Raw genomic sequence first — 24,568 nt, forward strand, 5'->3', positions numbered from 1 at the left:
CGGGCGGTGTACGCGGTTGGTCGCGGGGTACATGATCGGCACACCAGCACCCGATCCAGGAGGACGTCATGACCAGCACGCCCGAAGAGCCCCTGAGCGACGACGACATGGCCACCGTCCCCGCCGGCGACCCGACCCAAGGTGTGGGTGACGCCGACGGCACCGACGGCGGGGACGCCGACGGCACCGACGGCGGGGACGCCGACGGCACGGACGGCGACGCCACCGACACCACGGACGGCGACACCACCGACTCCGACGGCACCGACGGGGACGGCACCGACAGCGACGGCACCGACGGGGACGCCACCGACACCACCGACGGCGACGCCTCGTAGTTGAGCGCCCTCGACAGGTCCGCGCTCGACCTGCTCAGCGGTGACGCCCAGACCTTCCTGACGAGGGTCTGGGCGTCTCGCGTGCATCTGCACCGCACCGACCCCGAACGGCTGGTCGGGCTGCTGTCTCTCGACGACGCCGACCGGCTGCTGACCTCGAGCGCGATCCGTACGCCGTCGGTCCGGCTGGCCAAGGACGGCAGCGTGCTGCCGGAGTCGGCGTACACCCGCGGCGCCACCCTGGCCGGCAAGCAGCTGACCGGGCTGGTCGACGCCCGCAAGGCGCTCGCGCTGTTCGACGAGGGCGCGACCGTGGTGTTCCAGGGGTTGCATCGCTACTGGCCGCCGCTGACCCGGCTGATCGCCGAGCTGGAGCTCGAGCTCGGCCACCCGTGTCAGGCCAATGCCTACCTCACGCCGCCGGGCTCCCAGGGCTTCGCGGTGCACTCGGACTCCCACGACGTGTTCGTGTTCCAGACCGCCGGCTCCAAGCAGTGGGAGGTGCACGGTGCCGACGGGCCCGAGGAGGTGCTGCTGGAGCCCGGGCTGTCGATGTACCTGCCGACCGGCACCCCGCACGCCGCCCGAGCCCAGGAGACCGTCTCCCTGCACGTCACGATCGGCATCAACCAGCTCACCTGGCGCGGCCTCGTCGAGCGCACGGTCGCGCCGTTGATCCGCGACGTGACCGACGAGCACCTGCCGGCCGGCTACCTCGACGATCCGGCGGCTCTGGCCGGTCCGCTCGCCGATCGGCTCGAGCAGCTCGCGGCCGCCGTGCGCGGCGCCGACGCGGGCGCCGCGGTCGAGGCGGAGGTACGCCGGTTCCTCACCTCGCGGCCACCGCGCCTCGAGCACGGTCTCCACGACGTGCTCGCCCGGGAGTCGATCGACGAGATGACGCGGCTGCGCCGGCGTCCCGGTCATCCGTGCGTGCTGCTCGACCGCGACGACCGGGTCGAGGTGCTCCTCGGCGACCGGTCGATGACGGTCCCCGCCTGGGTCCGCCCCGCGCTGGAGGAGATCAGGGCTCGGGCGGAGCTCGCCCCCGCCGACCTGCCGTTGGACGTCCAGAGCAACGTGGTGCTGTGCCGGCGACTGGTCCGGGAGGGCCTCCTGGAGGTTCGGTGAGCCCGGCCTTCCGGTGCGCGGCCCAGAGCCAGCTGCGCGACGAGCCCGTCGCCGGCACCGCGACCCACGTCCGCACCTGGGTGCTGCTCGAGCACACCGGGCCGTGGGGGGCCGACGCTCTGCTCGACGCCCGCCTGCCCGAGGGGCTCGGCCGCTCGCTCAAGGCGCTGGCCCGCGAGCACCGGGCCAAGGTGCTGCTGGTCCGCCGGTTCAGCTCGGCTCGGGACGCTGAGAGCGGCGTGCGGGTGTTCGCGGCGTACGCGGACCCCGTGCACCCGCGGCTCGAGTCCGGCGTGCTCGCCGACGAGCGCGAGGTCCTCGACCTCGACCTCGGTGCCTTCCGCGCCGGAGGGTCGACCGGCCTGGCGGCGTACGACGGCGCGCTGTTCTGCGTGTGCACCAACGGTCGTCACGACGCGTGCTGTGCGGAGCGCGGGCGGCCGATCGCCAAGGCGCTCGACCAGGCGCACCCGCAGGAGACCTGGGAGGTCTCGCACATCGGCGGTGACCGGTTCGCCGGCAACATGGTGGTGCTGCCCGAGGGGCTCTACTACGGGCGGCTCGACCCGGTCGCGGCGCTCGCTGTCACCGGCGCGCACCTCGCGGGTGAGCTCGACCTCGACCATCTGCGCGGCCGGTCGTCGGTGCCGATGCCGGTCCAGGCAGCCGAGGTCTTCCTGCGCCGCGAGCTGGGCGTCACCCGCAGTGCCGACGTGATGTTGTACGGACGTCCGTCCAACGCTGAGGTCACGACCGTGGCGTTCACGGTCGCCGGCGCGGTCTACGACGTGCGGGTCCGCACGACCAGCGACCCCGCGACCGCCACCCGGCTGACCTGCCAGGCGCACCGCGACAACCCGGTGCCCGAGCACGAGCTGCTCAGCGTGACGCGGCGCTCCTGACGACGACCAGCACGCCCTCGCCGCCGTCCCAGCGGCCGGCGAGGGTGGCCGCCCCGTCGGGGGCGGAGCCCACGAGGTGCACGGCGACCGGCTCGGGATCCGCGACCTCGCCGCCGCTGCCCGCGACCGCCACGAGGGGCTCGCGGGTCTCCCGGACCCCGTCGACCTCGAAGTACTCCTCGGCGCCGCTGCCGCCGCCCAGCACCGTCGCCGTCGCAGCCGCGCGCCAGACCGGGTCGGCCTCCGCGTCGTACACCCACCGGGTGCCGAGTGCCGAGTGCTCGGTGGTGCCGACCAGGTGCTCCTCGGCGCCCTCGAGCGGCGCCGCGCGGTAGGTCAGCGGCACGTGCACGAACGTGTCGCCTGCGCCCCGCAGCACGATGCCCTCCATGCCGACCTCGCCCTCGGGGTCGTCGAACCGGTAGCCGCCGACCACGGTCAGCTCCGGCAGACCACTCGCCCAGGGCTGGCTCGGGAGCCAGGCGTCGAGCAGCTCCTTCTTGGTCGGGGTGAGCGTCGCGTGGTGGAGGAGGGCCATGGGGCCGAGCCTAGAGCGCGCGCCGGTGGTAGAGCTCGTCGAGACCGCCGCACCGGGGCAGGGCGGTGAGGCCCTGCCTTCGCTTGCGGGGTCTCGACGACGCTCGCTGGCGCTCGCTGCTCGACCAGCGGTCGGGTCGACGCTCGCTGCTCGACCAGCGGTCGGGTCGACGCTCGCTGCTCGACCAGCGGTCGGGTCGGCGCTCGCTGCTCGACCAGCGGTCTCAGCTGAACGCGCGTGTCACGTGCCCGACCAGGTCGGGGTAGCGCATCAGGTGCGCACCACCGTTGATGTCGAGGACCTCGCCGGTGACCCATGCGGCGCGCGACAGGTAGACCGCGGCCTCCGCGATCTCCTCGGGCGTGCCGGCGCGGCCCAGGGGAGTGTTGGCGAGGTAGTCGTCCTCGATGCCCGGGATGTCCATCGCAGGTGCGGTCAGGGGGGTGACCACCAGACCGGGCGCGATCGCGTTGACGCGGATGCCTCTCGGTGCGAGCTCGAGCGCCGCCACCTCGGTGAGCATCGAGAGGCCGGCCTTCGCGGCGCAGTACGGCGCCAGGCCGGCGCCCGGCTGGCGAGCGTTGAGCGAGGAGAGCGAGAGGATCGAGCCGCCCGCGCCGAGGCGACGGCCCGCGTGCTTGATCACCAGGAACGAGCCGGTCAGGCACACGTCCACGACCCGGCGCCACTCGGCCGCATCGAGGTCGGTGACCTGGCCGAGCGTCGAGACCCCGGCGCTGTTGACCACCACGTCGAGGCGGCCGTGCGAGCCGAGCACGCCCTCGAGGAGTGACTCGACGGACGCCTCGTCGGTGACGTCGACGACCACGTCCGCGTGGGCGGGGTCCAGGTCGGCGACCACCACCCGACAGCCGTCGGTGGCCAGTCCGCGGGCGATCGCGGCGCCGATGCCCGATCCGCCACCGATGACGACCGCCACGCGGTCCGCTGCCTCGTTCATTGCGCCCTCCCGGTCAGTTGACGCGTGTCAATCTAGGGCTTAGCGTCCGGAATTAGAACAGGTTTCACTACCTCAGGAGGACCGGTGACCGGAGCCCGACCGACCGTGGCCGTGATCGGGGCCGGCATCAGCGGCCTGACCGCGAGCAAGATGCTCGACGACTACGGCATCGACTACGCGACGTTCGAGTCCTCCGACCGGGTCGGCGGCAACTGGGCGTTCGGCAACCCCAACGGGCACAGCAGCGCCTACCGGTCGCTGCACATCGACACCTCCAAGCACCGGCTGTCCTTCAAGGACTTCCCGATGCCCGAGGACTACCCCGACTTCCCGCACCACACCCAGATCAAGGCCTACCTCGACTCCTACGCCGACGCGTTCGGGCTGCGCGAGCACATCGAGTTCGAGAACGGCGTGGTGCACGCCGAGCGGCTGCCCGACGGCGGCTGGGAGCTGCAGACCGAGCGCACCGGCACCCGGCGCTTCGACCTGCTCGCGGTCGCGAACGGCCATCACTGGGACCCGCGCTTCGCGGACTTCCCGGGCGAGTTCACCGGGGTGTCGATCCACTCCCACCACTACATCGACCCGCACGATCCCCTCGACTTCACCGGCAAGCGCATCCTGGTGGTGGGCATCGGCAACAGCGCGGCCGACATCGCGGTCGAGCTGTCCTCGCGGTCCCTGCAGAACCAGGTGACGCTCTCCACGCGATCGAGCGCCTGGATCGTGCCGAAGTACACCTACGGCCTGCCCGCGGACAAGTACTACGTGACCACGCCGTACCTCCCGCTGAAGTGGCAGCGCTGGGCGGTGCAGAAGATGCAGTTCATGACCGGCTCCAACCCCGAGCTGTACGGCCTGCCCAAGCCCAACCACAAGTTCTTCGAGGCGCACCCCACGCAGTCGGTCGAGCTCCCGCTGCGGCTCGGGTCGGGCGACATCACCCCGAAGGGCAACATCGCGCGCCTCGACGGCGAGACCGTGCACTTCGAGGACGGCACCAGCAGCGACTTCGACGTGATCGTGTACGCCACCGGCTACAACATCACCTTCCCGTTCTTCGACCCCTCGTTCATCAGTGCGCCGGACAACCAGATCGACCTCTACAAGCGGATGTTCAAGCCTGGCATCGACGACCTGGTGTTCGTGGGCTTCGCCCAGGCGACGCCGACGCTGTTCCCGTTCGTGGAGGCGCAGGCCCGGCTGCTCGCGGCGTACGCCGCCGGCCTCTACCGGCTGCCCTCGGTCGCGGAGATGGAGCGGGTGATCGTCGCGGACCAACAGAAGTACACCGGGCACATGCTGGACCGGCCGCGGCACACCCAGCAGCTCGACTACTTCATCTACGAGCACGACCTGCGGGCCAAGGAGATCCCGGCCGGCCGGAAGCGGGCCCAGATGGTCGCTCGGGTGGCCGCCGGATGAGCGCGACCAGAGGCGACGAGCGGCGTACGGCGCTGCTCGCCGCGCTCGACGACCAGCTCCAGGACAGCACGCTCGACGCGATCAACGTCGCCGACATCTCCAAGCGCGCCGGGGTGACCCGGTCGGCGTTCTACTTCTACTTCGAGAACAAGGCCGCGGCGGTCGCGGCCCTCATGGGCGACATGTACGACGAGGGCTTCGACGCCGCCGAGCTGCTCGGTGGCGACGGCTCGATGCGCGACCGGCTGGAGACCGCGATCCGCGCGATCTTCGTCGGCTGGGGCGAGCGGACCCACCTCTACCGCGCGATGCTCGACGCCCGCGCGACCAGCCCGGGGGTCCGCGACCAGTGGGACGCCTTCCAGCAGTCGTTCATCGGCGTGCTCACCGACGTCATCGAGTCCGAACGGGCCTCGGGTGCGGCGCCGTACGGCGTGGATGCGCGGGCCGTCGCGACGGCGCTGCTCGACCTCAACGACCGCACCCTGGCTCGCGTCGTCCGGGCGCCGGAGGGCTTCGACTGGGGCAGCCACATCGACGCCGTCGTGCACGTCTGGGTGAGCAGCATCTACGGGAGGAACGCGTGAGCATGACCATGAAGTACGACGAGCTGACGTTCCCGTCCGGAGGTGTCGACTGCCACGCCTGGCACTTCACCGGCGAGGGCGAGTCGCTCGCGACCGACGCGGGACGACCGGTGGTCGTGATGGCGCACGGCCTCGGCGGCACCAAGGACTCCGGGCTCCGCCCGTTCGCCGAGGCGCTCGCCGCCGCGGGTCTCGACGTGGTCGCCTTCGACTACCGCGGCTTCGGCGCGAGCGGGGGCTCGCCCCGGCAGACCGTGTCGATGGCCGGGCAGCTCGAGGACTACCGCGCGGCGATGGCCGCCGCGGCCCGGCTGCCCGGGGTCGACCCGAGCCGCCTGGTGCTCTGGGGCGTCTCGCTCGCCGGCGGCCACGTGCTGGCGGCGGCCGCGCACCGCGACGACGTCGCCGCGGTCGTCTCCCTCACCCCGCTGGTCGACGGCCTGGCGGCGGGCCGGCACGCGCTCTCCTTCCACAAGCCCACCGCGATGCTCCGGTCCACCGCCGCGGGTGTCCGCAGCCGCGTCGGTGCGACCCGGATGATGCCGGTGGTGGCGCGGCCGGGCGAGCTCGGCGCCCTGACGCTCGAGGGGTCGATGGAGGACTACCTCTCGATCGCCGGGCCGACCTGGCGCAACGAGATCGACGCCTCGGTCGGCCTCGAGCTCGGCAACCACCGCCCGGGCAAGCAGGCCAAGCAGGTCCGGGCGCCGATGCTCGTGCAGATCGCCGACCTCGACCGCAGTGCCCCGCCGCGCGCCGCCGCCAAGGCAGCGTTCGCGGGCCGTGCCGAGGTGCGCCACTACCCCTGCGACCACTTCGACGTCTGGCCCGGCAAACCCTGGCACGGCCCCGCCGTACGCCACCAGGTCGCGTTCCTCTCGCGCGTACTGGGGCCTGCAGGCTGAGCGCCGGGTGTCGGGGACCCCTGCTGGGTACTGCCTGACGTCGTCGAGGCGAGAGGACATCGCTCATGCCCATCTGGGTGCAGGCAGGACTGTGGGGACTGCTGGCCGGCGGCGCGCTGGTGGTCGGCGCGGCCGTGGCGTGGTGGGCGCGGGTGCCCCGGGTGGTGGTCGCCGGCGTGATGGCGTTCGGCGCGGGCGTGCTGATCTCGGCGCTGGCGTTCGACCTCGTGGACGAGGCCGAGCGCACGGGAGGGCTCACGGCGACCGCGGTCGGCTTCCTCGCGGGTGCGGTGGTGTACGTCGCGGCCAACGCCGTGCTCGCCCGGCGCGGCGCCCGGCACCGCAAGCGCGCGGGCGACGAGCAGCCCTCGGAGGACGAGCAGGCCGGCAGCGGTACGGCGATCGCGGTGGGCGCCCTGCTCGACGGCGTCCCGGAGTCGGTGGTGCTCGGCCTCTCGTTGCTGGGTGGCGGTGGTGTCGGCGTACCCGTGCTCGCCGCGATCTTCATCTCCAACCTGCCCGAGGGCCTGTCGAGCTCGGCCGGCATGAAGCGCAGTGGCCGCAGCGCCGGCTACGTGTTCGGCGTGTGGATCGGCATCGCGGTGGCGAGCGGCCTGGCCGGCGCACTCGGCGTGCTCGCCCTCCAGAACGCCCCCGACGCGTCCGTGGCCGCGATCACCGCCCTGGCCGCCGGCGCGATCCTCGCCATGGTCGCGGACACGATGATCCCCGAGGCGTTCGAGCGCGCGCACATGGTGACCGGCCTGATCGCCACGCTCGGCTTCCTCAGCTCGTTCGTCATCGAGCGCGCCGGTTGAGCCCGGCGCCCGCGCCGCGCTCCCGCCCCAGGGGCGCCGGGGCGGGAGCGCGTGGCGCAGACGAGCGTCGATCAGTGGGCTTTCGTCGCCTGCCCGATCAGCGCGACCGGTCGCTGGTCGGTGGCCAGTACCTTCGCCTCGGCGGTGGGCGGCAGCTGGGCGGCGAAGATGCTCCTGAACAGCTCGGGCTTGACGTAGGTGTCGACGTCGCCCTCCGGGGCACCCGGGTACTGCACGAAGTTGAACACCTTGCTCGGGTCGGGTACGGCGAGGGCCGAGCCCGGCTTGGCGGCGGTGAGCTGGAAGACGCTCTCGCCCTCGGCCGGCGCGTAGGCGTCGACGTAGACGAGTGCCTGGACGCGCGGGATCTGGGTGGCGGCGTTGGTGATGACGCTGCCGCCGTACGAGTGGCCCACCAGCACCACCGGCCCGGTGGTGGCCTGGTTGACGAACGCCGCGACGGCCGCCGTGGTAGGGCCGTCGTCGCGAGCCGGCGGGCGCCCACTGCAGGGTGGTCCCTATTGACATCTATTCAATTCCGGCCGACCGACCTAGCATCGGTCCATGGCGACCCTGGACGACGTGAGTGAGCTGACCGCGCAGCGGATGCGACGGATGAGCCCGGGCAACCACGGCAAGCTCCCGCCGGTCGACCGGACCGGTCTCCCGCCCGGCCCACGCTGGCCGGTGCTCCTCCAGACCGCCGGTCTGCTGCGCTTCCGGCACCGCTTCCACCCCTACATGCGCCGCAGGTACGGCGACGTCTTCACCGTCCGGCTCGCCCCGGGCGGCCGCCCGCTCGTGTTCTTCACCCGGCCCGAGCACGCGAAGGAGATCTTCGCCGGCGATCCCGAGATCTTCCACGCGGGCAAGGCCAACGGCATCCTCGGCCCGATCATGGGTGAGCACTCGCTGCTCCTCCAGGACGGGGGCGAGCACAAGCGCGCCCGCAAGCTGTTGATGCCGGCGTTCAACGGGCACGCGCTGCGGGAGTACCAGGACCTCGTCACCGAGGTTGCCCGTGCCGAGGTCGGCGGCTGGCGCGACGGGCAGGAGTTCCGCGCGCTCGACCGCATGAACGCGCTCACCCTCGAGGTGATCCTGCGCGTGGTCTTCGGCGTCACCGACGAACGGCGCCTGGCCGAGCTGCGCCCGCGGGTCAACAAGACCGTGAACATCAGCCCCGCGATCCTGCTCGGCTGGGGCTACCCCTGGCTGCAGAAGTTCGGCCCGTGGAAGGCCACGGTCGACAACCAGCGCGAGCTCGACCGGCTGATGTACGCCGAGATCCGCGAGCGGCGTACGGCCCCCGACCTGGCGGCGCGCACCGACGTGCTGTCCCGGCTGATCCTCCAGGGTGAGGAGGGCGACAGGCTCAGTGACAACGAGCTGCGCGACCAGCTCGTGACGCTGCTGCTCGCCGGCCACGAGACGACCGCGTCGGCCCTGGCATGGGCGCTGCACGAGGCGGGTCGCGACCCCGAGCTGCTGGCCCGGTGCCAACGCGCGGCGGTCGAGGGTGACGACGACTTCCTCGAGGCGGTGATGAAGGAGTCGATGCGGCTGCACCCGATCATCCCGATGGTGGTCCGCACGCTGATGGAGCCCGCCACGATCGCCGGCTGGGACCTGCCGCGCGGCACCACCGTGGGGCCCTCGATCATCATCGCCCACCAGCGCGAGGACAACCACGACGATCCCGAGGCGTTCCGCCCGGACCGCTTCCTGGGGCACAACCCACCGGTCAACACCTGGATCCCGTTCGGCGGAGGAGTACGCCGCTGCATCGGCGCCGGGTTCTCGCTGATGGAGGGCGTGGCCGTGCTCCGCGAGGTCTTCACGGCGTACGACGTCGCGGCGATCGGCCCCGACGAGCCGAAGGTCCGCAACATCACCAGCGTGCCGCGCCGCGGGGCGCCGATCCGCGTCGCGGCTCGATAATTCGCTACGCGGTGACCGTCCTTGCCTGGGACGATCGCCACTTGTGATCGAACGTCTGCGCCGGCTGCGCATGGACACCACGCCGCTGCGGGAGTCCCGCGACTTCCGGCTGCTGTTCCTGGCCGGGACGGTCTTCTACTTCGGCGCGATGGTCAGCTACGTCGCGATCCCCTACCAGGTCTACACGCTGACCGACTCCAACTTCGCGGTCGGCGCGATCGGTCTGGTCGAGCTCGGCCCGATCGTGGTCTTCGGCTTGTACGGCGGCGCGCTGGCCGACCACGTCGACCGCCGCAAGCTGCTGATCGGGACGGGCCTGGCGCAGGCGGTCTTCACGGCGCTCCTCGCCCTCAACGCGTTCCGCGACGACCCCGACGTGTGGGTGATCTTCGTCGTCGCGGTGTTCCTGGCCTCGTGCTCCGCGCTCCAGCGACCCTCCCGTGAGGCGCTGCTGCCGCGCACCGTCAGGCACGACCAGCTCACCGCGGCCAACGCGCTCGGCAGCCTCGGCATCCAGTCCGGGCTGCTCGCCGGCCCGGCCGTCGGTGGCCTGTTGGTGGCGTACGCCGGCATCGGCTGGTGCTTCGTCGTCGACGTCGGAGGGCTGCTGATCGCCTCCTACCTCTACGTCTTGATGCGCTCCTACTCGCACCGTGAGGAGACGACCCCGCCGAGCCTGGCCGGCATCGCGCAGGGCATGCGCTACGCGTTCGGCCGCCGCGACCTGCTCGGCACCTACTTCGTCGACATCGCCGCGATGCTGCTGGCGATGCCGGTCGTGCTCTTCCCGGCCCTGGTGGAGGAGGTGTTCGACCACCCCGAGCTGCTCGGCATGCTCTACACCGCCGAGGTGATCGGCGCGATGGTGGCGACCGCGCTCAGCGGCTGGACCGCCCGCTTCGACCACCACGGCCGGGCCATCGTCGTCGCGGCCGCGGCGTACGGCGGCTGCATCGCGCTCGCGGGCGTGATGCCGAACATCTGGCTGGTCGCGGTCGCGCTGGCGTTCGCCGGAGCCGCCGACATGATCTCGGGCATCTTCCGGTCCACCGTGTGGAGTCAGACGATCCCGGAGTCGATGCGCGGGCGCCTTGCGGGCATCGAGATGCTGTCGTACTCGCTCGGCCCGCTCGGGGGTCAGGTCCGCGCCGGCGTGACGGCCGACCTGTGGACCGTGCGTGGCGCGATCAGCAGCGGCGGCCTGGCCTGCGTGGCCGGGGTCGCGATCACGGCCGGCATCCTGCGCGACTTCTGGTCCTACGACGCGAGCACCGACGAGCACGCGGTGGCCGAGCGCGCGGCCCGGGCGGCGGCCGGCGAGAGCTGACGATGGTGATCTGGATCACCTGGGGGACTATGGTCGAGGTGTAGGCAACCGTGGATACTCGCTCGGCTGGACGACCAGCCGGATGATCAGGGTGCCTCGACCGAAGGCATCACATGCTGCATCGCCGCTCGCGCCAGATCATCTCTCCTTCCAGGATCGCGCGGGTGGCCCTCGGGGCCTGCGTGCTGCTCGTGGCCGTGCCGCTCGCGGCGACCCCACCCGCGTCCGCCGCCACCGCGACCCCGTTCGTCGACCTCGGCACCGCCTCGGCGTACTCCGTGCTGGCCGGCACCGGTGTCTCCAACACCGGTGCAGCCACCGTGCTCGCGCTCGACCTCGGGCTGAGCCCCGGTGGGGTGATCGCCGGCTTCCCGCCCGGCACGGTGGCCGGTGCGATCCACGACAAGGACGCAGCCGCCGAGACGGCGCAGGGGGACCGGCAGTCGGCGTACGACGCGGTCCTGGCGCGCACCGGCGGCACGGCGTTCGCGGGTGACCAGGCAGGCACGACGTACAAGCCCGGCCTCTACACGAGCGCGGCAGCCCTCACGAACACCGGCACGATCACCCTCGACGCCGACGGCGACTCCAGCGGGGTCTTCGTGTTCCAGGTCGGCGGCGCGATGAGCACCGCGGCCGCCACCAAGATCGTCCTCACCGACGGCGCCCTGGCCAACAACGTCTTCTGGCAGGTCAACGGCGCGGTGTCGGCGGGTGCCGGGGCCAAGCTGGTCGGCACGTTCCTGGCCACCGGCGCGATCTCCCTCGGGGAGGGCGCCTCGCTCAAGGGGCGTGCGCTCACGCCGGTCACGGTGGCCCTGGCGAACAGCCCGGTCACCCAGCCTGTCGACGACCTGACCGCACCGGTCGTGACGATCGACGGCGGCGCGAGCGCGTCCACGAGCGACACGACCCCGACCATCTCCGGCACGACCGACGAGCCGGCCGGCCGGACCGTGACCGTCACGGTCGCCGGTCAGACGCTCACCGCCGTCGTCGGCGCAGGCGGCCTCTGGGCCGTCAGCGCGACCGCGCTGGCCGAGGGGCCTCACGAGGTGGTCGCGACGAGCACCGACGGCTCCCGGAACACCGGCACAGCCACCCAGACGCTGACCGTCGACCTCACGACACCCCTGGTGACCATCGACGGTGGGGCGACCCGCGCCACCAACGACACGACGCCCACGATCTCGGGCACCACCGACGAGCCGGGCACCCCGACGGTGACCGTGACGGTCGGCGGCCAGACGCTGGCCACGACCGCGGGCGTCGGGGGCGTCTGGACCGTCACCGCGGCGGCCCTCACCGAGAGCGCACACGCCGTGGCCGCGTCGGTCTCCGACGCCGCCGGCAGCACCGGCACCGCGAGCCAGGTCCTCACCGTCGACCTCACCAAGCCTGTCGTGACCATCGACGGCGGTGCGACGCGGTCGACCAAGGACACCTCGCCGTGGACCTATGGCACGACCGGTGAGCAGGCGGGCACGCTCGTGCGGGTGACCGTCGGTGGGCAGCACCTCACGGCCACCGTGATCAGCGACGGCACCTGGAGCGTCAGCGCCACCACCCTGCGGGAGGGGTCCTACCGCGTGGTGGCCTCGATCACCGATGCCGCCGGCAACGTGGGCACCGCGACCCAGACCCTGACCGTCGGCAGCGGCCCGGTCGACCCCGGCAAGCGCTACCAGCCCGACTCGGCGATCCGCCGGGGCAACGGCTCGTTCGTGGGAGCCGGTGTCTACGGCTCCTCTGCCGACCAGCGGATCACTGCGAAGCTGCGCCCGACCAAGCGCGCGTCGTTCGAGGTGCGCCTGACCAACCGTGGCGACGTCGCGGACACCTTCGCCGTGCGCGGGACCGCCAAGAACCGGAAGTTCACCGTCACCTATCTCGTCGGCGGCAAGAACGTCACCGCGGCGGTGGTCGCCGGCACCTACCGCACCGGCACCGTGGCTCCCGACGCGTCGGTCCGGCTGGTCATTCGGGTCACGATGACCCGTCGCGCCCACGCCGACGACCGCCGGGTCTTCGAGATCCGCGCGATCTCCCAGCACGCGTCGACCAGCAGTGACACCGTGGCGGCCGTCGTCCGGCGCTGACGCTGACGCTGATCGGGTCGTGTGCCTGAGCACGGGCTATGGCTCGTCCTCAGGCACACGACCTCGCAGTCCTGCTCCCTCCTCGTCGGAACCGATCCGCGACCCTGGCCCGTCGGAGGGGTGAGGAGGTGCCGATGGCACAGGAGCGATCCGACCCCGACGACTTCGGCGAGTACGTCGCGGCGCGCTGGCCCCGGCTGGTGCGCGCGGCGGTGCTGCTCGGGTGCACGCCGCACGAGGCCGAGGACGTGGTGCAGTCGGCGTTGACCCGCTGCCTGGTGAAGTGGTCGCGGGTCAGTCTCGCCGACGACCGCGACGCCTACGTGCACCGGATCGTCGTCAACACGTTCGTCGACCATCGGCGCCGCAGGTGGTCGGGCGAGGTGGCCACCGAGTGGGTGCCGGAGCTGGTCGAGGCCGACGGCAGCCTCGCGGTCATCGACCAGATCGGCGTCGACCGGGCCCTCGCCGGGCTCACCGAGGACCAGCGGGTCGCGGTGGTCCTGCGCTACTACCTCGACCTCAGCGAGGCCCAGATGTCCACGGTGCTGGGCATCGCGCCCGGCACCGTCAAGAGCCGGCTCTCCCGGGCGCTCGCAGCGCTCGGCGCCGACACCAACCTGACCCAGGAGCAGCCATGGACGCCCAGCAACTGATCGATCGGCTCGAGGAGCGCGCCGCCGAGGTGCCCGTCGGCCCGCCGCCGCTGGGCCTGATGCGCACGCGTGCCCGCCGGCAGCGTCAGCGCCGGGCCGCGGTCGTGGCCGCCGCCGCGGCGGTCGCCGTGATCGGGGTGGGTGTCGCCTGGCCGGGTGGCTGGGGCGACGGGGGCCGTTCCGGTACGCCGGTCGCGTCCGACCCCGGTCCGGCGGTCGACACCCCGCCGGACGGGTTCCGCTACGTCGGCGTGGGCGACGTGGTGGCTGCCGTCCCCGCGGGCTGGGACACGAACTCGACCAAGTGCGGCACGCCTCTGAAGGACACGGTGGTGATCGACCCCGGTCCCACCTGCCTGATGCTCGTCCCGCGTCCGGCGGATGTGGACAGCCTCGCGGTTGAGCCCGCCGCCGGGGACCCCTACCCCGCGGACTGGACCGCGACCGAGGTGGCCGGCGAGCCGGCGCTGCGCTCGCCGGTCAGTCGTCAGGGCGGAGTGGTGAGCCAGACCGTGGTCGTGCCCGCCCGAGACGTCTCCTTCCTGGCCCAGTCGTCCTCCGCGGACGGCGCGGCCGTGGTCGGGTCGCTCCTCGACAGCCTCACGGTGCTGCGCGACCACACGACGGTGCCCGGCTTCCAGGACCTCGCCGAGCAGCAGGGCGGGCAGTCGACGGCCCTCGCCTACGTCAGTCGCCTGAAGGAGCTGGGCCTGCAGGCCGACGTGGTGACCGAAAACGGCCAGGGCGAGCCGGCCGGCACGGTGCTGAAGACGGTCCCGGGCGCCGGCTCCATGGTCGCCGCCGGCGACACGATCCGGGTCTTCGCCGCTCGCTGATCGGGTCGTGTGCCTGAGCACGAGCCATGGCGCGTCCTCAGGCACACGACTCGCCACCCCGTTTCAGTCCTGCTGCGCGAGCCACGTCCCCCACGCGGGCCCGCGCAGCAGGGCGTCCGGCCCCGGCAGCATCGAGCCGGCCGCCATGCTCGCCGGTCCGTCGACGGCCTCGACGGTGAGACCGGAGCCGGAGCGCTCCACGAGGGTGCGGACCTGGTCGACCAGGCGCTCGACGCGCGGACCCGCCAGCTCGACGTCACTCTCGACCGCGCCGGTCGCGAGGTCGAGCAGCAGTGCCACGATCTCGCGGGTGTCGACCGGTTGGGTCGGCACGTCGATGACCTGTGCGACGCCGTCGCGGGTGTTCCACTCGAGCATCTGGCTCGCGAAGTCGTGGAACTGCGTGGCCCGGAGCACCACGACGCCGGGCGCGCCGGCGCGGTAGGCCTCCTCCTGGGCGAGCTTGGCGACGTAGTAGTCGTAGTCGGGGCTCTTGTCGACGCCCACGATGGAGAGCACGACCGTACGGCGCACGCCCGCTGCGGTTGCGGCCGCACCGAGGTTGCGGGCCACGGCCGGGAAGAACTCTCCGGCCACCTCCAGGGGCGCCGCGGTGACGTCGACGACGGCGTCCACCCCGGCCAGCGCGTCCGCCAGGCCGTCCGGGGAGAGCAGGTCGAACCCGGTCTCGCGGGCGATCTCGATGACGTCGTGGCCGTGGGCCCGGGCTAGAGCGGTGAGCTGGCTGCCGATCCGGCCGGTCGCGCCGGCGATGGCGATCTTCATGATGTGCTCCTCTTATCTCGGATACATGTTATCCGAGATACTAGTCACGAACTCGGACACTTGTCATCCAGGTTCCGCTTAGGCTGGGCCCATGAAGATGTCGGCGGGCGTGGAGTGGGCGGTGCACTGCTGCGTGGTGCTCAGCCAGGCGGAGGGCCCGGTGCCGGCGACCCGGCTCGCGGAGTTCCACGGCGTCTCGCGCACCTACCTCGCCAAGCACCTCCAGCAGCTGGCGCGCGCCGGGCTGATCGTGGCGACGGAGGGCAGGATCGGCGGCTACCGCCTGACGCGGCCGGCCGAGGACCTCACCGTGCTCGACGTGGTGCTCGCGATCGAGGGCTCCGAGACGGCGTTCCAGTGCACGGAGATCCGTCAGAACGGCCCGTTGCCAGCCCGTCCCGAGGACTGCCGCCGCGCCTGCGGCATCGCCCGCGCGATGTGGGCCGCCGAGCAGGCCTGGCGCGACGCGCTCGCGGGCGTCACCATCGCCGACCTCGCCGAGGGCGTCGCCGCGGACACCGGTGTCGACACGTTCGTTGCCTTGCGCGGGTGGCTAGCCGGGAGCGCTTGAGGGGGTCGTGTGCCTGAGGACGGTCGATGGGTCGTCCTCAGGCACACGACCCGTCGGCCGTCCGGGCCGCCTAACGGATCGTGCCCACCCCGGGGATCAGTGGCAGGTCGAGCGCGGTCACCCAGCCGGGCGGCAGGTCGTTGACGGCGGGTACGGCGTTGAGCGCCCGCAGCCCGGTCGCCAGGCAGCCCGCGACGGCCGGGGCGCGGCCGGACCCGTCGGTGAACCGGAACGCGGTCTCCTGGCTGATCGACGGCGAGCCGATGATGTCCACGCGGTAGACGTCGTCGGCCGAGCCGGCCGGCCATTCGGGCGCCGCGTCCAGGCCGATCCGGTTGACGTGCTCGAGGGTGATCACCTCGCGGCCGTCGTACACACCGTTGATCGTGAACCGGATCGCCGCGACGTTGCCCGCCTCGATCACGCCCTTGGCCGTCATGCGGTCGGTGGGCGTCACCCACTTCTCCCAGGTGGTCGTGATCTCGTCGAGCTCGATGCCGGCGGCGTGCGCGATCATCGGCACGGTCGCGCCCCACGCCATGATCAGCAGGTCGGGGATCTCGAGCAGCGGCGTGTACGACGGGGGCCGGCCGATGCCCATCTCGTCCTCGTAGTCGCCCTCGTAGTCGGTGTAGTCCAACAGCTCGCTCGCGCGGACGGAGTCGACCCGGCCGCACAGGCCCATCAGCGTCAGCGGGAACAGGTCGTTGGCGAACCCGGGGTCGATGCCGGTGGTGAAGCACGACGCACCGCCGGCCTCGCAGGCCTCGGTGATCGGGTCGATCCAGTTCGGCGGGTTCTGCGTCATCTGCGGCCACACCCACGGCGTCATCGCGGTCGAGCACACGTCGATGCCCGCGCGGAGGAACGCCGAGATCACCCGGATGTTCTCGTCGGCGTGCTGCGCGGTGGGGCCGTAGTGCACCAGCGCGTCCGGCCGCAGCGCGATCAGCTCCTCGACGTCGGTGGTCGTGATGATGCCGGTCGGCTCGGGCAGGTCGAGCAGTGTCCCGACGTCCTGGCCGGCCCGCGTCGACCGGGTGACCCCGACGCCCACGAGCTCGAACACCGGGTGGTCGAGGATCTCCGCGATCACCATGCTGCCGACCACACCGGTGCCCCAGACGACGACCCGCTTCTTCATGCTGTTCCCTTCGGCTGACGGGGTTTCGAGGCTCGCTTCGCTCGCACCTCAACCGCCGTCAGCGATCGAACGCCGAGCGGACCTCGGCCTCGGTGAGCCCGTAGTCCTCGAGCGTGTAGCGGTGCGACGGCGCGGCCTTGCCCTGCTTGGACTCCCGGTCGATCTCCTCGATGGCGGTCTGCGCCTCGGGCGTCCAGTCGAGGCCGAACTGCTCGTAGAGCCCGCGGGTCACCCCCAGCGGGTCCGTGACCAGGTCGCGGAACGCCACGTCGGCGAACTGCGCCTGGTCGTACTTCGACCGCGCGTCGTGGAACGCGTGGAAGGCCCGCGACCACAGGTCGAGCTGGGTCGCACCGATGGTGCGCCCGACGTACGTCGTGCTGTGCCCGACCGTGGTCTCCGCCGACAGTGAGCACGACGACGCGATGCAGGTGACCGGGTCGCGGTGGGTGTAGACGATCAGCGCGTCCGGGTAGACGGTCATCAACGCGTCGAGCGCGGTCATGTGCGAAGGGTTCTTGAGCACCCATCGCTTCTCGGGGTCGTTGAGGCCGACGAGCTGGAGGTTCTGCTTGTGCCGGGCGTAGGCGTCGGTCCAGTCCTGCTGCTCGAGCCACTCGGTGTAGCGCGGGACGTTCGCCAGTGCCTCGTAGGAGTTGGACTTGCCGGTCTGGCGCAGCAGCCGCCAGCACTCCTCGACGGTCGTCGCGTCCATGTAGTGGATCCCCATGAACTCGGGGTTCTCGACGTGGTGCGCGGCGAAGCCCTGCTGCATCGCGTTGAAGATCGGGTCGGACTCCCAGGTCTCCCGCGGCGGCCTCGGCTGGGGGTACTGCGTCAGCCACATCTCCAGGCCCTGCGCGATCGGGTCCGCGTGCAGGTAGCGGTGCAGCGCCGTGGTGCCCGTGCGCGGCAGTCCCATCAGGAAGACCGGCCGCTCGATGCGCACGTCGCGGTGCTCGGGGTGGGCGGTGAACTGCGCCTGGGTGAGCAGCACGCCGACCAGCGCGCTCTTGACCTCCGAGCGCTGGAAGTAGTTGCCGCGCGGGGTGAGCCCCGCCTCCGGGGAGGCGAGGTCCTCGGTGAGGACGCGCAACCCCTCCTCGTGCGCGTCCCCACCGAAGTCGGACATGCCCGTGGTGCGTACGGCGGCCGCGACGATGTCGTCGTAGGACCCCACGTCCGCCCGCTCCCGGGTCATGATGTTGTCGCTCATCGGCTCTCCTGCCAGACGGTGGTTTCGAGGCTCGGCGCTGGCGCGCCTCGCACCTCAACCACCGCGATCGTTGGTTGAGGTGCGAGCGCAGCGAGCCTCGAAACCAACACCATCGCTAGTCGTGGAACTCGCCGCAGTCGACGGTGAGCATCTGCCCGGTCACCGCCGAGGCGAGGTCGGAGGCGAGGAACAGCGCGGCGCGCGCGACTTCCTGCGGGGAGGCGAGGCGCTTGAGGTCGGTGGGGGCGGCCTTGTCGGCGTACACCTGCTCGTGGGTCTTCTCCTCGACCGCGGCGAGGAAGTCGAAGTAGCCGCGGTTGACGTCCTCGTAGATGTACGACGGCGCCACGCTGTTGACGCGGATGCCGCGGGGCCCGAGCTCGGTGGCGAGCGAGGACGCGAGGTGCTCCAGCGTCCCCTTCGAGAGCTTGTAGCCCGCGTACTCCGGCTGGGAGGAGAACACCACGCAGGAGTTGAGCATGATGATCGAGCCCTTCGAGGCCGAGAGCGCGTCGGCGAACAGCGCCGAGAGCCGCAGTGGCGCGAACACGTTGGTCTCGTTGACCTTCGCGAGCTTGCGCGGCTCGATCTGCGTGATCGGGTCCATGGGCGGGATCGTGAACGCGTTGTTGATCACGCAGTCGACCCGGCCGAACGCCTCGAGCGTCTTGTCGCGCAGGTTCACCCGCGAGTCCTCGTCGGTCACGTCGGCGACCACGCTGACGACCTTGCCGCCGTACCCCTCGAGCTCCGCCTGGAGCTCGAGCAGCCGTGACTCGGTGCGGCTGGCGATCACCAGGTCGGCGCCCATCTTGGCGGCCTCCTCGGCCAGTGCGCGGCCGAGCCCGGGCCCGATCCCGGAGATCACCACCACCTTGCCCCGCAGCAGCGGGGCCGGCTCGTAGCGCTCCTCGATCGAGGTGTCGTGGGCCTCGGCGTATCCCAGCTCGGTCATCAGCTCAGCATCCTTCGGGCGACGGAGCGCTGCCGGGCGGCGATCCGCTCGGCGTACTGCTCGGGGGTGATGGGGGTGAAGAACGGCAGCTTCGCCGGTACGTCGGTGAGCTTGACGACCTCGACGACCGGGCCGTCCTCGGGGCCGAGGTCGCGTTCGAGGCGCTGCCAGCGCAGCATGATCGAGCCGGTGCGGTGTCCGGTGGTCTCCAGCCAGTTCGCGATCCGTGAGCCCGACCCGGCCGGCGACCGCTCGGAGATCACGAACCGCATCAGCCCGTCGGGGTCGGTGACCGCCTGGGCCTTGGTCAGCGAGGTCTGGTGGGTCTCGTAGTCGGTCGAGATGTACCAGTCCGAGCCGATCTGGATGGCCTGGTAGGCGCAGTCGGTGCACTCGGGGACGGTGACGATCAGCGCCTCGTCCTCGGCCAGGTCGTAGTGCCCGATCGAGGAGCGCTGGGAGGAGAGCCCGCCGGGCGTCGACTGCGGTGCGGTCGGCTGGTTGGCCGGCTCCTTGCGCTCGAAGAACTGGGGGAACGCGAGCCAGGTCTGGATCGAGCCGGTGAGCAGCTTGGCGGCCACGTCGTACTTCCGCTCCAGGCGCTTGCGGGTCAGCGGTGCGGCGGGCAGGCCGATGGTGTCGGTGCGTTCGATCCAGATCCGCCCGCGTTCCTCGGTGTCCCAGTCGTTGAAGACCTCGCGCACGATCATGGTCTTCGCGCCCGGCTCGGCGACGTAGGTGAACTCGAACGACCCGTCGTCGGCGATGTCGAGCTCGCGGTCGTCGAAGGCCAGCATCGAGGTCGCCGCGGAGCTCGCGGTGTAGGCCCCGCCCATCACCTGGAAGGACAGGTCGGCGCTGGTGCCGCGCACCCCGCGCACGACGTACTCGACGCCCTCCTTGAGGTAGGCGTTGAAGTAGATCGCGTCGGGGTTGTCCAGGCCCTGTCGGGAGAACTGGTGCGTGGGGTTGATGAACAGCGGCCGCTCGAGGTCGTGGTCGAACGCCATCTGCATGGCCATCCGGATCCGCCCGGCGAGGTAGTCGTAGCCCTCCAGCAGGTCCTGCTCGGTGCGGATGAACGGTGCGCTCTCGATGAGCTTCTCCGCCTCGGCGATCGCGTCCTGCAGCGGACGGGTGAGGTCACTCATGGGCGCCTCGGTGGTTGAGGTGCGAGCGAAGGGAGCCTCGAAACCTCCGAGGCAAGCAGGTGGTTTCGAGGCTCGGGCCTAGCGGCCCTCGCACCTCAACCACCGTGTTCCCCCCGCGACTCACGAGCCCGCCTTCGCGATGATGTTCTCGGCGTACCGCTCGAGGTGCTCGATCTTCTTCTCCAACGGCTCGGTGTCGGGGCCCTTGATGTAGGGCACCCGGAAGCCGACGATGCAGTCCGTGACGCCCTTGTCCTCCAGGCGCTTGATGCCGTCGAGGTCGTAGGCGTCGTAGGAGATCACGTGCACCTCGAAGTCGTCGCGGGTGTCGCCCTCCTCCTGGCGGATCTCGGCGAGCCGGGTGAGCAGCCGGTCGAGCTCCTCACCGTCCCCGCCGGCGTGCATCCAGCCGTCGCCCTTGCGTACGGCGCGGCGCAGCGCGGCGTCGACGTGGCCGCCGACCAGGAGCGGGATCTTCTCGGAGGCGCCGGGGCACTGCTTGAGCTCGTCGACCTCGTAGAACTCCCCGGAGTAGCCGAAGAACTCGCCGGTGGTCAGCCCGCGGAGGATGTCCATGCACTCGTCCATCCGCTTGCCGCGCTTCTCCCACGGCACGCCGAGGTTGGCGAAGTCCTCGGGCCACGGCGAGATGCCCACTCCGAGACCGAGCCGGTTGCCGGAGAGGAACGCCAGCGACGAGGCCTGCTTGGCGACCAGCACCGGCGGTCGCACCGGCAGCTTGAGCACGAACGGCGTGAGCCGCAGCGTGGTCGTGTGCGCGAACAGGTGCGCGCACAAGACCATCGTCTCGATGAACTCCTTGCCGTCGAGGAACTCGCGGTCCCCGGTGTCGGTATAGGGGTACTTCGAGTCGGAGTCCTTGGGGTAGATCAGGCTGTCGGCCACCGTCATCGACGTGTAACCGGCCTTCTCGGCCGCCTGGGCGAGCGGCGCGTAGTACGACGCCTGCGTCATCGCCTCGGCGTAGGTGAATCGCATGGGCCACACACTAGAACGTGTTCCAGTTTTCTGCCAGAGTTCGAGGGTGGACCTCCAGGAGATCAGCGACCGGCTCGAGATCGAAGGCGTGATCGTGCGCTACACCCGCGCGATCGACACCGGTGACTGGGACGCGCTCGACAACGTCTTCACCCCCGATGCCGAGATCGACTACACCGAGTCCGGTGGCGTTGTTGACACCTACGGAGCCGTGAAGCCGTGGCTGGCCGAGGTGCTGCCGGCGTTCTTCCCCAAGAGGATGCACTCCCTGGCCCAGGTCGACATCCGGATCGACGGGGACGAGGCGCTGGCGACGGCGTACTTCCACAACCCGATGCCGATGGACGACGGTCAGGGCGGCACGAAGGTCGTCGAGTTCGGCGGGCTCTACCACCACACGATGGTCCGGACCCCGGACGGCTGGCGCAGCCGCAAGCTGCACGAGGAGATCGTCTGGAAGCGCGGGCTCTAGGGTCCCGTCATGACCGCGACCAAGGAGAAGCCCCAGGGGCTGGACTCGCCGTTGACCGCGAAGGTCATCAAGTACGGCGCCCGCGCGCAGGTCCGGGTGTTCCGGCTGACCAACGGGCGGATCGGCTCGAAGTGGCGGATCGGCGCGGGGTTCCGCAAGCCGGTCCCGACGCTGCTGCTCAACCACGTCGGCCGCAAGTCGGGCAACGCGTTCACCACGCCGCTGCTCTACCTCGAGGACGGCCGCGACCTGGTGATCGTGGCGTCCCAGGGCGGGCTGCCCAAGAACCCGCAGTGGTACCCGAACCTGATGGCGCGGCCCGACGTGACCGTCGAGCTGCGCGGCGAGGGGGCCCGGCCGGTCCGCGCCCGGACGGCGTCACCCGGCGAGCGCGCCGAGCTCTGGCCCCGGCTGGTCGAGCTGTACGCCGACTTCGCCAGCTACGCATCCTGGACCGACCGCGAGATCCCCGTGGTGGTGCTCGAGCCCCGCTGAGCCGGGCGAGGCCACGGGGTTTGGCCGGGCTTGTGTGGGTCACCGACAATGGAAGCCGACGTACGAGCCGACGTACGAGCCGACGGGGGAGATCCACGTGTCCGAGCAGCTGCCCGAGGGTCCCGACGAGGGCCACCCGATCGTCACGGGTCTGGTGGCGCTGGTCGGGGTGGGTGTGGCGGTCGGGCTGATCCTGGGTCTGGTCGTGCTGGCCGGCACCCACGTGCTCGGCCTCGGCAGTGACGGGAGCGGCGAGGGGTCGTCCTCCGAGCGGTCGATGTACCTGCCGACGCCGGTGAAGACCCCGGCCGGCACCGGCCCGGAGATCACGCTGGCGCCGGGAGCATCCTCGACGCCGGCCGGCGACGGGAGCCCGTCGGACACGCCGAGCAAGACCGCGAAGCCGCGCAAGCAGATCACGCTCTCGGCCGCGGTCACCTCGGCCGGACCGATGGAGACGTTCGACCTCACCGGGGTCTACCCGGGCGGCGAAGGGGCGATCCTCCAGGTGCAGCGGTTCACCGCCGGCTCGTGGCAGGACTTCCCGGTGACCGCGTCGGTGAGTGACGAGACGTTCCAGACCTCGGTGGCGACCAGCTACTCCGGTGTCAACCGGTTCCGCGTGGTCGACACCGACACCGGGTTGGAGTCCAACGAGGTGAGGGTCACCATCGGCTGACGGCGGTCCTCGGGACGACGGCGCAGTCGGTCCGCGATCGCCGGCTGCCCGACCGCGATCCCGCCGAGCACCAGCAGCATGCCGAGCGCCTGGCTGGGCCCGAACGTCTCGCCCGCGAGGACGATCCCGACGACGGTGCCGGCCACGGGGTTGAGCAGCCCGACCAGCGAGACCGCGGCGGCCGGCAGGCGGCCGAGACCGCGGAACCACACGACGTACGCCAGGACCGTGCCGGCCAGGCCGAGGTAGAGGAAGCCGCCGACGGCCGGCAGGTCCAACGGCGGGGGCGGGCCCTCGACGAGGATCGCGACGGGCAGCAGCACCAGCCCACCGGCGACCAGCTGCCACGCCGTGAACGTCAGCAGGTCCACCGGCGGGGTCCAGCGCTTGACGAGCACGAAGCCGAGCGAGGAGAGCGCGACCGCGGCGAACGACGCGGCCACGCCGACCGGGTCGACCACGAACCCGGCGCGCAGCACGAGCAGCGCGACCCCCGCCGCGCCGATGGCGGCACCCACGAGCGAGAGGGCCCGGGGGCGCTCGCGGATCAGGCCCCAGGCGAGCAGCATCACCATAATCGGCGCGGTCGCGGTCAGGGTGGCGGCCATGCCGCCGGGCAACCGGTAGGCCGCGATGAAGATCAGCACGAAGAACGCCCCGATGTTGAGCGTGCCCAGCACCAGCGCGCGCCACCACCAGATGCCGGTGGGCAGCCGCGGCCGGAAGGCCAGCATCAGCAGCCCGAACGGGAGCGCACGGACCAGGGCGCCGAACAGCGGGCGGTCCGGCGGGAGGAACGTCTCGGTGACGTAGTAGCCCGAGCCCCACGCGATCGGGGCGAGCGCCGTCAGGCTCAAGGTGCGCCAATTAGTTTCCACGGAAGACAGAATAGTTTCCGTGTCAGATATATTCCAGTCATGGGTGGAGACGTGGACCACGTCGGTCGGATCATGGCGAAGTGGCGCGAGCAGCGCCCCGACCTGGACGTCTCGCCGCAGGGGATCATCGGCCGGCTGCACCGGCTGGCCGCCCGGCTGACCGAGGAGCTCGTCGAGGTGTACGCCGAGTTCGGCCTGGGCGAGGGGGAGTTCGACGTGCTCGCGACGCTGCGCCGCGAGGGTGCGCCGTACGAGCTGACGCCCAGCGACCTGGCGGCGTGGACGATGGTCTCCTCGGGGGCGGTCACCAAGCGTGTCGACCGGTGCGTCGAGCACGGCTGGGTGACCCGGCGGGTCGGTGACGGCGACGCCCGCAGCCGCGTGGTCGCGCTGACCCCCGCCGGCCTCGACCTGATCGACCGGGCCTTCACGGCTCACATGGCCAACGAGCACCGGCTCCTCGGCTCGCTCACCGAGCTCGAGCGCACCCGCCTCGCCACCCTCCTCGAGTCCTGGGGCCGTGCCCTCGGCGCCTGATCAACCATCGCCGAGTCGGCGCGTCTGCACGCCCTGGGACGCCGAGTCGGCGCGTCTGCACGCCCTGGGGGTGCCGAGTCGGCGCATCTGCACGCGCTGGGGTGCCGAGTCGGCGCGTCTGCACGCCCTGGCACGCCGAGTCGGCGCATCTGCACGCGCTGGGGGTGCCGAGTCGGCGCGTCTGCACGCCCTGGGGGTGCCGAGTCGGCGCGTCTGCA

Annotated in this window: 26 protein-coding genes and 1 pseudogene; 17 read left to right on the forward strand and 10 right to left on the reverse strand. The window is 71.5% G+C overall.

All coding sequences use genetic code 11. The annotated features are described in order from the left end of the window. Positions 1–68 precede the first annotated feature (68 nt). From AC3ANS_RS01015 to AC3ANS_RS01025, 3 genes are read left to right on the forward strand one after another with little or no spacing between them, the layout of a single operon-like run. Complete coding sequence (locus tag AC3ANS_RS01015) at positions 69–338, forward strand: hypothetical protein (RefSeq protein WP_488294321.1); 270 nt, start codon at positions 69–71, stop codon at positions 336–338. Continuing rightward, positions 339–1,469 carry a cupin domain-containing protein gene (locus AC3ANS_RS01020; RefSeq protein ID WP_488294322.1) on the forward strand — a complete coding sequence of 377 codons (1,131 nt, stop codon included), beginning with the start codon at positions 339–341 and terminating at the stop codon, positions 1,467–1,469. Next, positions 1,466–2,371, forward strand: a complete 906-nt coding sequence (locus AC3ANS_RS01025) for a ferredoxin family protein (RefSeq protein ID WP_488294323.1) — start codon at positions 1,466–1,468, stop codon at positions 2,369–2,371. The genes AC3ANS_RS01020 and AC3ANS_RS01025 overlap by 4 nt, the downstream gene beginning before the upstream one ends. On the opposite strand, the gene AC3ANS_RS01030 is transcribed toward AC3ANS_RS01025, so the two are convergent. Beyond that, positions 2,349–2,909, reverse strand: a complete 561-nt coding sequence (locus tag AC3ANS_RS01030; protein ID WP_488294324.1) for a CG0192-related protein — start codon at positions 2,907–2,909, stop codon at positions 2,349–2,351. The genes AC3ANS_RS01025 and AC3ANS_RS01030 overlap by 23 nt on opposite strands. A gap of 223 nt (positions 2,910–3,132) precedes the next feature. Then, on the reverse strand, positions 3,133–3,870 hold the full coding sequence (locus AC3ANS_RS01035) for an SDR family NAD(P)-dependent oxidoreductase (protein ID WP_488294325.1): 738 nt from the start codon (positions 3,868–3,870) through the stop codon (positions 3,133–3,135). A gap of 84 nt (positions 3,871–3,954) precedes the next feature. Here AC3ANS_RS01035 and AC3ANS_RS01040 point away from each other — a divergent pair, with 84 nt between their 5' ends. The 4 genes from AC3ANS_RS01040 to AC3ANS_RS01055 all read left to right on the forward strand — a co-directional run bounded on the left by AC3ANS_RS01040 (position 3,955) and on the right by AC3ANS_RS01055 (position 7,608). Beyond that, the gene (locus tag AC3ANS_RS01040; RefSeq protein ID WP_488294326.1) at positions 3,955–5,298 is read left to right on the forward strand and encodes a flavin-containing monooxygenase; all 1,344 of its coding nucleotides are present in this window, start codon (positions 3,955–3,957) and stop codon (positions 5,296–5,298) included. Beyond that, on the forward strand, positions 5,295–5,885 hold the full coding sequence (locus tag AC3ANS_RS01045; protein ID WP_488294327.1) for a TetR/AcrR family transcriptional regulator: 591 nt from the start codon (positions 5,295–5,297) through the stop codon (positions 5,883–5,885). Before AC3ANS_RS01040 ends, AC3ANS_RS01045 begins: the two co-directional genes overlap by 4 nt. 2 nt (positions 5,886–5,887) lie before the next feature. After that, positions 5,888–6,790: an alpha/beta hydrolase gene (locus AC3ANS_RS01050; protein ID WP_488296573.1), complete on the forward strand. Its 903-nt coding sequence runs from the start codon at positions 5,888–5,890 to the stop codon at positions 6,788–6,790. A 65-nt stretch (positions 6,791–6,855) separates the two neighbouring features. Further along, a complete protein-coding gene (locus AC3ANS_RS01055; protein WP_488294328.1) occupies positions 6,856–7,608 on the forward strand; it encodes a ZIP family metal transporter in 753 nt (250 codons plus the stop codon). Positions 7,609–7,679: 71 nt separating this feature from the next. Here AC3ANS_RS01055 and AC3ANS_RS01060 read toward each other — a convergent pair. Next, positions 7,680–8,108: pseudogene (locus AC3ANS_RS01060) on the reverse strand (alpha/beta hydrolase); the annotation flags it as partial. A gap of 115 nt (positions 8,109–8,223) precedes the next feature. Here AC3ANS_RS01060 and AC3ANS_RS01065 point away from each other — a divergent pair. The 5 genes from AC3ANS_RS01065 to AC3ANS_RS01085 all read left to right on the forward strand — a co-directional run bounded on the left by AC3ANS_RS01065 (position 8,224) and on the right by AC3ANS_RS01085 (position 14,467). Next, positions 8,224–9,549: a cytochrome P450 gene (locus AC3ANS_RS01065; protein ID WP_488296574.1), complete on the forward strand. Its 1,326-nt coding sequence runs from the start codon at positions 8,224–8,226 to the stop codon at positions 9,547–9,549. Between the two features lie 43 nt (positions 9,550–9,592). Then, positions 9,593–10,876, forward strand: a complete 1,284-nt coding sequence (locus tag AC3ANS_RS01070; protein WP_488294329.1) for an MFS transporter — start codon at positions 9,593–9,595, stop codon at positions 10,874–10,876. A 164-nt stretch (positions 10,877–11,040) separates the two neighbouring features. Continuing rightward, entirely contained in the window at positions 11,041–12,975 is a 1,935-nt protein-coding gene (locus AC3ANS_RS01075; RefSeq protein WP_488294330.1) for an ice-binding family protein, read from the forward strand. A gap of 134 nt (positions 12,976–13,109) precedes the next feature. Continuing rightward, the gene (locus AC3ANS_RS01080; protein ID WP_488294331.1) at positions 13,110–13,631 is read left to right on the forward strand and encodes a SigE family RNA polymerase sigma factor; all 522 of its coding nucleotides are present in this window, start codon (positions 13,110–13,112) and stop codon (positions 13,629–13,631) included. Next, positions 13,613–14,467 carry a PASTA domain-containing protein gene (locus AC3ANS_RS01085; protein WP_488294332.1) on the forward strand — a complete coding sequence of 285 codons (855 nt, stop codon included), beginning with the start codon at positions 13,613–13,615 and terminating at the stop codon, positions 14,465–14,467. The genes AC3ANS_RS01080 and AC3ANS_RS01085 overlap by 19 nt, the downstream gene beginning before the upstream one ends. A gap of 63 nt (positions 14,468–14,530) precedes the next feature. On the opposite strand, the gene AC3ANS_RS01090 is transcribed toward AC3ANS_RS01085, so the two are convergent. After that, complete coding sequence (locus AC3ANS_RS01090; protein WP_488294333.1) at positions 14,531–15,253, reverse strand: SDR family oxidoreductase; 723 nt, start codon at positions 15,251–15,253, stop codon at positions 14,531–14,533. 91 nt (positions 15,254–15,344) lie between these two features. Between AC3ANS_RS01090 and AC3ANS_RS01095 the strand changes: the two genes are divergently transcribed. Further along, positions 15,345–15,824, forward strand: coding sequence for an RrF2 family transcriptional regulator (locus tag AC3ANS_RS01095; RefSeq protein WP_488294334.1), 480 nt, complete (start codon positions 15,345–15,347; stop codon positions 15,822–15,824). 70 nt (positions 15,825–15,894) lie between these two features. Here AC3ANS_RS01095 and AC3ANS_RS01100 read toward each other — a convergent pair whose 3' ends face one another. From AC3ANS_RS01100 to AC3ANS_RS01120, 5 genes are all read right to left on the reverse strand, one after another. Then, positions 15,895–16,968 carry an NAD(P)H-dependent amine dehydrogenase family protein gene (locus AC3ANS_RS01100; RefSeq protein ID WP_488294335.1) on the reverse strand — a complete coding sequence of 358 codons (1,074 nt, stop codon included), beginning with the start codon at positions 16,966–16,968 and terminating at the stop codon, positions 15,895–15,897. Positions 16,969–17,026: 58 nt separating this feature from the next. Then, entirely contained in the window at positions 17,027–18,184 is a 1,158-nt protein-coding gene (locus tag AC3ANS_RS01105; RefSeq protein ID WP_488294336.1) for a sulfotransferase family protein, read from the reverse strand. 115 nt (positions 18,185–18,299) lie between these two features. After that, a complete protein-coding gene (locus AC3ANS_RS01110) occupies positions 18,300–19,139 on the reverse strand; it encodes an SDR family oxidoreductase (protein WP_488294337.1) in 840 nt (279 codons plus the stop codon). Beyond that, complete coding sequence (locus AC3ANS_RS01115; protein ID WP_488294338.1) at positions 19,139–20,290, reverse strand: hypothetical protein; 1,152 nt, start codon at positions 20,288–20,290, stop codon at positions 19,139–19,141. The genes AC3ANS_RS01110 and AC3ANS_RS01115 overlap by 1 nt, the downstream gene beginning before the upstream one ends. A 120-nt stretch (positions 20,291–20,410) precedes the next feature. Then, entirely contained in the window at positions 20,411–21,289 is an 879-nt protein-coding gene (locus AC3ANS_RS01120; RefSeq protein ID WP_488294339.1) for a TIGR03619 family F420-dependent LLM class oxidoreductase, read from the reverse strand. Positions 21,290–21,335: 46 nt separating this feature from the next. On the opposite strand from AC3ANS_RS01120, the gene AC3ANS_RS01125 reads away from it, so the two are divergent. Genes AC3ANS_RS01125 through AC3ANS_RS01135 form a run of 3 tightly spaced genes read left to right on the forward strand, consistent with a single transcriptional unit; the run spans position 21,336 to position 22,935 of the window. Beyond that, entirely contained in the window at positions 21,336–21,761 is a 426-nt protein-coding gene (locus AC3ANS_RS01125) for a nuclear transport factor 2 family protein (protein WP_488294340.1), read from the forward strand. A 9-nt stretch (positions 21,762–21,770) separates the two neighbouring features. Continuing rightward, positions 21,771–22,256 (forward strand): nitroreductase family deazaflavin-dependent oxidoreductase, encoded by a 486-nt coding sequence (locus AC3ANS_RS01130; protein WP_488294341.1) that lies wholly within the window; start codon positions 21,771–21,773, stop codon positions 22,254–22,256. Between the two features lie 34 nt (positions 22,257–22,290). Further along, complete coding sequence (locus tag AC3ANS_RS01135) at positions 22,291–22,935, forward strand: hypothetical protein (RefSeq protein WP_488294342.1); 645 nt, start codon at positions 22,291–22,293, stop codon at positions 22,933–22,935. Here the strand turns inward: AC3ANS_RS01135 and AC3ANS_RS01140 are convergent. Beyond that, complete coding sequence (locus AC3ANS_RS01140) at positions 22,854–23,873, reverse strand: EamA family transporter (protein ID WP_488294343.1); 1,020 nt, start codon at positions 23,871–23,873, stop codon at positions 22,854–22,856. The genes AC3ANS_RS01135 and AC3ANS_RS01140 overlap by 82 nt on opposite strands. Here AC3ANS_RS01140 and AC3ANS_RS01145 point away from each other — a divergent pair. Then, on the forward strand, positions 23,853–24,350 hold the full coding sequence (locus AC3ANS_RS01145; RefSeq protein ID WP_488294344.1) for a MarR family winged helix-turn-helix transcriptional regulator: 498 nt from the start codon (positions 23,853–23,855) through the stop codon (positions 24,348–24,350). The genes AC3ANS_RS01140 and AC3ANS_RS01145 overlap by 21 nt on opposite strands. The last annotated feature ends 218 nt before the right edge of the window (positions 24,351–24,568 follow it).

The organism is Nocardia sp. 149-1B (genome assembly GCF_057747975.1).